The sequence below is a fragment of the Spirillospora sp. NPDC052269 genome, from assembly GCF_040679435.1.
Classification (GTDB): Bacteria; Actinomycetota; Actinomycetes; order Streptosporangiales; family Streptosporangiaceae; genus Spirillospora.
This window is the reverse complement of the sequence record NZ_JBFAUU010000017.1, coordinates 20,934-27,560: the sequence shown is the minus strand read 5'-3', so window position 1 is coordinate 27,560 and position 6,627 is coordinate 20,934. Positions and strand designations below refer to the sequence as shown.

At 72.7% G+C, this 6,627-nt stretch carries 8 protein-coding genes; 5 read left to right on the top strand and 3 right to left on the bottom strand.

Going from position 1 to position 6,627, the window contains the following annotated elements; translation table 11 throughout:
• Nucleotides 1-361: 361 nt before the first annotated feature.
• The 3 genes from AB0L06_RS31865 to AB0L06_RS31855 all read right to left on the bottom strand — a co-directional run bounded on the left by AB0L06_RS31865 (nucleotide 362) and on the right by AB0L06_RS31855 (nucleotide 3,437).
• Nucleotides 362-919, bottom strand: a complete 558-nt coding sequence (locus AB0L06_RS31865) for a hypothetical protein (RefSeq protein WP_500234842.1) — start codon at nucleotides 917-919, stop codon at nucleotides 362-364.
• 755 nt (nucleotides 920-1,674) lie between these two features.
• Complete coding sequence (locus tag AB0L06_RS31860) at nucleotides 1,675-2,172, bottom strand: SAV_6107 family HEPN domain-containing protein (RefSeq protein WP_500234841.1); 498 nt, start codon at nucleotides 2,170-2,172, stop codon at nucleotides 1,675-1,677.
• Nucleotides 2,173-2,504: 332 nt separating this feature from the next.
• Entirely contained in the window at nucleotides 2,505-3,437 is a 933-nt protein-coding gene (locus AB0L06_RS31855; RefSeq protein WP_500234840.1) for a LysR family transcriptional regulator, read from the bottom strand.
• 90 nt (nucleotides 3,438-3,527) lie between these two features.
• Between AB0L06_RS31855 and AB0L06_RS31850 the strand changes: the two genes are divergently transcribed.
• From AB0L06_RS31850 to AB0L06_RS31830, 5 genes are all read left to right on the top strand, one after another.
• Nucleotides 3,528-4,106: an ATP-dependent Clp protease proteolytic subunit gene (locus AB0L06_RS31850; RefSeq protein WP_500234839.1), complete on the top strand. Its 579-nt coding sequence runs from the start codon at nucleotides 3,528-3,530 to the stop codon at nucleotides 4,104-4,106.
• A gap of 44 nt (nucleotides 4,107-4,150) precedes the next feature.
• Nucleotides 4,151-4,618 carry a YbaK/EbsC family protein gene (locus AB0L06_RS31845; RefSeq protein WP_500234838.1) on the top strand — a complete coding sequence of 156 codons (468 nt, stop codon included), beginning with the start codon at nucleotides 4,151-4,153 and terminating at the stop codon, nucleotides 4,616-4,618.
• Between the two features lie 4 nt (nucleotides 4,619-4,622).
• Nucleotides 4,623-4,973: an arsenate reductase family protein gene (locus AB0L06_RS31840; RefSeq protein ID WP_500234837.1), complete on the top strand. Its 351-nt coding sequence runs from the start codon at nucleotides 4,623-4,625 to the stop codon at nucleotides 4,971-4,973.
• 228 nt (nucleotides 4,974-5,201) lie between these two features.
• Complete coding sequence (locus tag AB0L06_RS31835) at nucleotides 5,202-6,296, top strand: hypothetical protein (protein ID WP_500234836.1); 1,095 nt, start codon at nucleotides 5,202-5,204, stop codon at nucleotides 6,294-6,296.
• Nucleotides 6,293-6,625, top strand: coding sequence for a hypothetical protein (locus AB0L06_RS31830; protein ID WP_500234835.1), 333 nt, complete (start codon nucleotides 6,293-6,295; stop codon nucleotides 6,623-6,625). The genes AB0L06_RS31835 and AB0L06_RS31830 overlap by 4 nt, the downstream gene beginning before the upstream one ends.
• Nucleotides 6,626-6,627: the final 2 nt, after the last annotated feature.

The window sequence follows — 6,627 nt, the reverse complement described above, 5'->3', positions numbered from 1 at the left end:
GTCGTTCCGGCCCAGTTCGTCACGCAGCTTGACGAGGGAACGCAGCGCATAGTCCACACCGCCCCGCACGACTGGTAGCGCGCTCGCGCGCAGGCCGACCAAACCAACCCATTCGCCGTATCGCCACGCGAATATTGTTGTCCGGCGGCGAACCGTGGCTCATGTTTCATAAACCACTTAGGTGCTCAAACAACCCTGCGGCACTTCCCCTAGCGCCAACACACCCCGTGACCATGTCCGGCCATCCGACGAGGTCAGGCGGAAGATCATTCCTATCGAGGCGGCCCGCCGGGCACAGTGACGCGCTTCACACGAAAAAACCCGCGCACACGTACGCGCGGCCGCGGCCATGCCGCGCCGATCACACGCGGACCGCAGGCGGCTCGTCCGAGTCAGGGCCGTCGGTCCACGAGGGGAAGTGCTCCATCGCGCTCCAGGCGACGTGGTAGACGGTGCGCAGCCTTTCGCTGTCCTCGCCCAGGAACTGAAGGATCGTGAAGCAGTCGCCCGCAATGCCCGGGGCTCGCGCCGCGAGGATTTCCGCGTAGAGCAGCCAGGTCCCGGACCGGGCGATCGTGTGACACTCCTCGACCAGATCGCGTTCGCCGTCGATGAGTCCCGTCGAGGACATCGACACGATGAGAAGGAGCAGCTCGGCGAACATCCGCCTCGCCACCAGGGGGATGTCGTCGGCCAGAGCGGCCAGGCAGACCCGGGTGACCGGAACCGCCGGAACGAACAGCCAGTCGTTCTCCCACACGTGGCCTTCGAACGAGTTGGGGTTCGGCGAGCCGGCCTCGGTCTTCCCGGCCATGAGCAGCAGTTCCTCGCTCAGGTGCGTCACCGACCGCCCGCATTTGCAGATGTCCTCCGGGGGAAGTTGCCGGGCCAACTCGTCCTTGAAGAGCTCCAGCGCCACGATCCGCTCGCTTCCATCCACCCCAGGCCGGTCACGCGAGGCAGGCGGACCGGCTTGATCATCGACACGGTAACGCCCGAACCGCCGCAGAATCGCCTGTTTTCCTAACCGGGCGTCACCCTGCGGCCGTCCGCCCGCAGAGGCGCCGGGTCAGTCCGGCGAGGCCTCTGTGGCGGCTTGCATGGCATGGCTGCCGGACTGCCGGATGAGGGCAGTGGGGCCTCTGCGTGGCTTGCGTGGCATGGGTGCCGGACTGCCGGATGAGGGCGGTGGGGCCTCTGCGTAGCTCGCGTGGCGCGGATGCCGGGTGAGGGCGGTGCGGCCTCTGCGGTGGTTTGCGGGGTGTGGGTGCCAGGTGAGGGCGGTGGGGGCGGGAGCGCACAGGGTCGGGCCGTCGCGGCGCGGTGAGGATGGCGCTGCGACGGCCCGACGGGCCGGCCGTCCCAAGGGGCGCGACGGCCGGGTCGGTGCCCCGGTGCGAGGGCGCGGATGGGGCGGACTGCCGTCCGCACCCCCGCACCGGGACGTGAGGCCCGGAGGAGCGGCCCCGCAACACGCATCCTCCGGGAGATTCAGGCGGCGGCCTCAGCCACCGCGCGAGCGCGCTACCAGCCGCGTGGGGGCGACGCCGGAGGCGAGCCCCCACGCGGCTGATCGCGAAGCGATGTCGCGCTCGCACGAGTCACCGGGCCGCGCCCGAGCCGCCAGGCGAGTGCGCGGAGCCGGAGGCTCCATGAACACAGCCGGGGGCTCCATCAATGCAGGCTCTGCTGGATGGGGACGCCGAGGGTGTCCTCGACGAGGGTGACGAAGATCTCGGCGTCGTGGAGGAGCTCGTCGGCCTCGCGAGGGGTGACGGCTCGGGGGAGGCCGGCTTCGGCGGCGGCGCGTTTGTCGGCGCCGGCGGCGAAGTAGGCGGCCCACTCGCGCAGGGCGGGGTCGGCTTCGGGGAGCAGGACCCAGACGCTGCGGGGACGGGCGCGGCGGCGCGTGAGGTCCAGGGGCTGGTGGGCGGCCAGGACGGCCGCCGCGGCGCGCAGCGCGGCCAGGTGGGCGCTGACGTAGCGGACGGCGGGCGTGGTCGCCTCGGCGGCCTCGGCGAGACCCGCGCGGGCGGCGTGCAGCTGGCCGACGGCGGTGTGCGCGGGACGAGGGGCGGGCAGCGCGCGGGGGCGCTTCCGCGGGGCTTCGTACTGGGCGGCACCGGCGACGTTATGGGTGGCGGAGCGGGCTCCGCGGGTGAGCGTGGTCATGAGTTGCCTCCTTCCGGGGCGTCGGGCAGGGCCGGGCGGAGAGCTTCCCCTCTCTCCGCCCGGCCGAGGCGCCCCTGCCGTGTCCGCGCGCTGGGCACGGCAGGGGCGTCGCCCGTGGCACGGGCCGCGAGTCCCGCACCACGTCGAACATAAGTTCGACGCGTTCACAGTAAACCGTCTCCGTGTCCGTTCGTCAATACGTTCGAACGCGCGTCGCCACGGAGAGCGATCATGGGGATGATCGCGCAGGTCAGTGGCGTGTTGAGTAGTAGAACAGGCGGGTCTGACATTCCGCGTCGCGGTCAGTCGCGGTCAGTCGCGGTCAGTCGCGGTCAGTCGCGGTAGTCGTCCGCGAGCCAGTGGGACGGGTCGTCCGGCGCGGGCGGGACGGCGGCGGGGAGCAGCCGCAGGACGGTGCGCAGCGCGGCCGAGGTGTTACCGGAACGCCAGGTCAGGCACCACGGGACGAGCGGGACGGGGTCGACGAGGCGGATCCGGTGGAGCTCCGCGCCCTTGGGGAGCTCGATGCCCGCCTCCCCCAGCGCGACCGCGTCGTCCTCGCGCGCGACCAGTTCGCCGTAGTGCCACAGGCCGACGGCGGGTTCGACGAACCGGATCGGGATGCCGAAGCGTCCGGCGAAGCGGGTGAGGAACGCCCGCGCCTCGGACGCGACCGGGTCGGGCATGACGACGCCGGCGTCGCGCAGTTCGTCCGGACGCATCGTCTCGCGCCCGGCGAGGGGGTGGTCCAGGCCGACGAACACGTGCATCGGCACCAGCTGGACGAGCCGGGACGTCAGTTCGGACGGCCAGCGCCCCGGAAGGTCCCTGACCTGCCCGAACGCGGCGTCGATCTCGCCGGACAGCAGTGCGGGGACGGCCTGCTCGAAGCCCTGCCGCATGCTGACCTCGACGCGCAGGCGGGATTCGCCGTCGAGCAGCCCCCGGACGAGGGTCATGGGGCTGAACCGCTGGTCGAAGACGTCCACGCGAAGGCGCGGCGGCTCGCCCCGGACGGCCGCCATGACCGAGTCGACGGAGTTGAGCGTCTCTCGTGCGCGCGGGAGGACGCGCCGTCCGGCGTCGGTGAGCTCCACGCGGCGGGTGGTGCGTTCGAACAGCGGGGCGCCGAGGACGGCCTCCAGCCGCCGGACGCGCTGGGACAGCGCCTGCTGGGTGAGGAACAGGCGCTGGGCGGCCCGTCCGAAATGCATCTCCTCGGCCGCGGCGACGAAGGCCCGCAGGCCGGGAACGTCCAAGTCCACAGGTCAAGCGTGGGATTGACAAGCGCGCGTTGTCAAAGCGCCGGAACTCTTGTTGGACGCCGCCCGGCACGTGCCGGTTATCTCGAAGGCATGACCAACGAACCACGCCAACCCTCCGAGGACGTCTTCCAGCGCCTGCTCAGGGAGCGCATCGTCTTCCTCGGCCAGGAGGTCGACGACGCGATCGCCAACCGTCTCTGCGCCGAGATCCTTCTGCTGTCGGCTGAAGACCGGCGTCGCGACATCCACCTGTACATCAACTCCCCGGGCGGGTCCGTGACCGCCGGGATGGCCATCTACGACGTCATGCAGTTCGTCCCGAACGACGTGGCGACGCTGTCGCTCGGGTTCACCGCGTCCATGGGGCAGTTCCTCCTGTGCGCGGGCACGCCGGGCAAGCGGTACGCGCTGCCGCACGCGCGGATCCTCATGCACCAGCCGTCCGGCGGGATCCGCGGGTCGGCGACCGACATCCGGATCCAGACCGAGAACATGCTGGCCACCAAGCGGCAGATGCAGCAGCTGATCTCCGCGCACACCGGGCAGACCGTCGAGCGGATCGAGGCCGACTCCGACCGGGACCGCTTCTTCACCGCCGAGGAGGCCCGTGACTACGGCTTCGTCGACCACGTCGTCGAAACCGCCGCGGCCTTTCCCGCCGCGGCCTGAAACCCGGTGCCCGGGGGCCCGTCCGACGCCCTAGGGTGCGGTCCATGCACCCCAACGCCGAGCGCGTCGCCGGTGTCCTGCGCGAGCAGGGCGCGGACGGCGAGATCATCGAACTGCCCGACTCCGCCCGCACCGCCCAGGCCGCCGCCGACCAGCTCGGCTGCGAGGTCGGCGCGATCGCCAACAGCCTCGTGTTCGACGCCGACGGCGCGCCGCTGCTCGTCCTGACGAGCGGCGCGCACAAGGTGGACACGGCGCGCGTCGCCGCGCTGGTGGGCGCGCAGAAGGTCCGCCGGGCGACGCCCGAGTTCGTCCGGGAGCACACCGGCCAGCCCATCGGCGGGGTGGCGCCCGTCGGGCACCCCGCCCCGCTCCGTACCCTCGTGGACGTCTGGCTGGACAAGCACGAGCGGGTCTGGGCGGCGGGCGGGCACCCGCACACCGTCTTCCCGACCTCGTACGGGGAACTGCTGCGCGTCACCGGGGGCGACGCGGCCGAAGTGGGAGAGTAGGGACATGGAGCTCTGGCACAACCCGCGCTGCTCCAAGAGCCGCGCCGCCAAAGCCGCGCTGGACGAGGCGGGCGTCGCCTACACCGAGCGCCGCTACTTGGACGAGCCGCCGACGGCCGCGGAGTTCGACCGGACGCTCACCGCGATCGGCGCCGAGCCCTGGGACGTCGCCCGGCTGGGCGAGCCGGTCGCCAAGGAGCTGGACCTGAAGAACCTGCCCCGCGACCGGGACACGTGGATCGAGATCATGGTCGCGAACCCGGTGCTGATCCAGCGCCCGATCATCGTCACCGACGGCTCGGCCGTCGTGGCGCGCGACGAGGACTCGGTCCGCCGCGCCCTCGGCGGCGCCTGACACCCGGCGGCGTCGCCCGACCGACCGGCCTTCCGGCGCCCGCCGTCCCGACACCGGACGGCGGGCGCCGTCGTGCGTCTCCGCGCGCGGGTGTCGTGCGTCTCCGCGCACGGGTGCGGCCTGACCGTGACCGCCTGGCACTCGACATCGCCTGTTGCGAGTGTGATTCTGGGGAACCGACCCCCGGCGCGACCGGCGCGACGGACTGGAACAGGCCCCGGAGGGGCGATGACCGCTGAGATGCGCACCGGCCCGGCCAGTCGCGACGGCGACTTCCGGGGCATCGATCCCCCCGCGCTGGACCAGTTGCTCCGGCAGGTCCAGCAGGCGAACACCGCGATCCGGGGCTGGCTGGCGGGGCACCGTCCGCCGCCCGGGGTCTCGGGGTCCGGGTACCGGCAGGCCGAGGCCGTCGGGCAGTGGGCGTCCGACCAGATCGGGATGCTGTCCCGCCGGTACAACTTCGCGATCACGCACCCGGACACCGGCGGCGGGGTGCACGTCCCGCCCTCCCCCGCGCCGAGCCCCGGGCCGTCCGGTGGGAGCGGGGGCGGAGGAGGCGGCGGGACGCCCGGTCCGCGCAAGGTCACGCCGCCGCCCTCCCACAAGCGCCCGCACCGGACGACCCCGAACGGCGCGGGCGACCTTGGCAAGTTCAAGACCCCGGAGGCCGCCGCCCGGGCCGCCCGCAAGGACGCGCTCGCGGTGGACGACGCGATCAAGCACCACAGGCCCGTCCCGGCGGAGACCTGGAAGCACCTGACCGAGCACGCCGGCGACCCGGACTACACGCGCTCGTTCTACGAGCGGCTCGGCTCGTCCGGGGTCGCGGGGCTGATCAAGGCGGCGCACGGCGACGCGGCGCACCTGAAGGTGATCGAGCGGTCCCTCGGCGTCGCGAGCCACCACGTCACGATGAACGCCAAGTGGCTGGACGCCCTGCTGGACGAGTCGGACCGCCTCGGCGACCACGCGTCCGCCGTCCACGTCCTGACGACGGCCGACATGAGCACCCGCACCCGCGACGCGCTCACCAAGCTCGGCCTCCTCCACCACGCGCCGTCCCACCACGCACCACCGTCCCACCACGCGCCCGCGCACCACACACCACCCCAGCACGCGCCCACGCACCACACACCACCCGCGCACGCGCCCGCGCACCACACACCGCCCGCGCAGCACACACCGCCGCACCACGCGCCGGACCCGCCGCGCCATCCGATCCAGCCGCCCGCCCATCCGCCCGCGACGTCAGGCCCGGCGGCAGGCCCGGCGATCGACACGGCGACGCTGGTCCACGAGACGAAGGGCTGCCCGTCATGAGCCCGCCCCCGCCTCCCTCGAGCCTCCCGCCGCCCCTGGACGGCGCGGCGGCCGGCCAGCTGGCCCCGACCGAGAAGCCGAACCCCGAGTACCGGCAGATCTACCAGGCCTACACCGACGCCTACGGCAGCATCGACGCGCTCCGCACCGCGCTGGACGGGCCCGTCCGGACGCTGAACGGCACGGACGCGTGGATCGGCCCGGAGTCGCGCACGTGGGGCGGGCAGCTGGAGACCCAACGCAACGCACTGCGGAAGGCAGCCGACCAGATCCTGTGGGACATCTACAACCGCCTCGCGGGGACGCAGCGGACCATCGTCCGGGTCTAGGC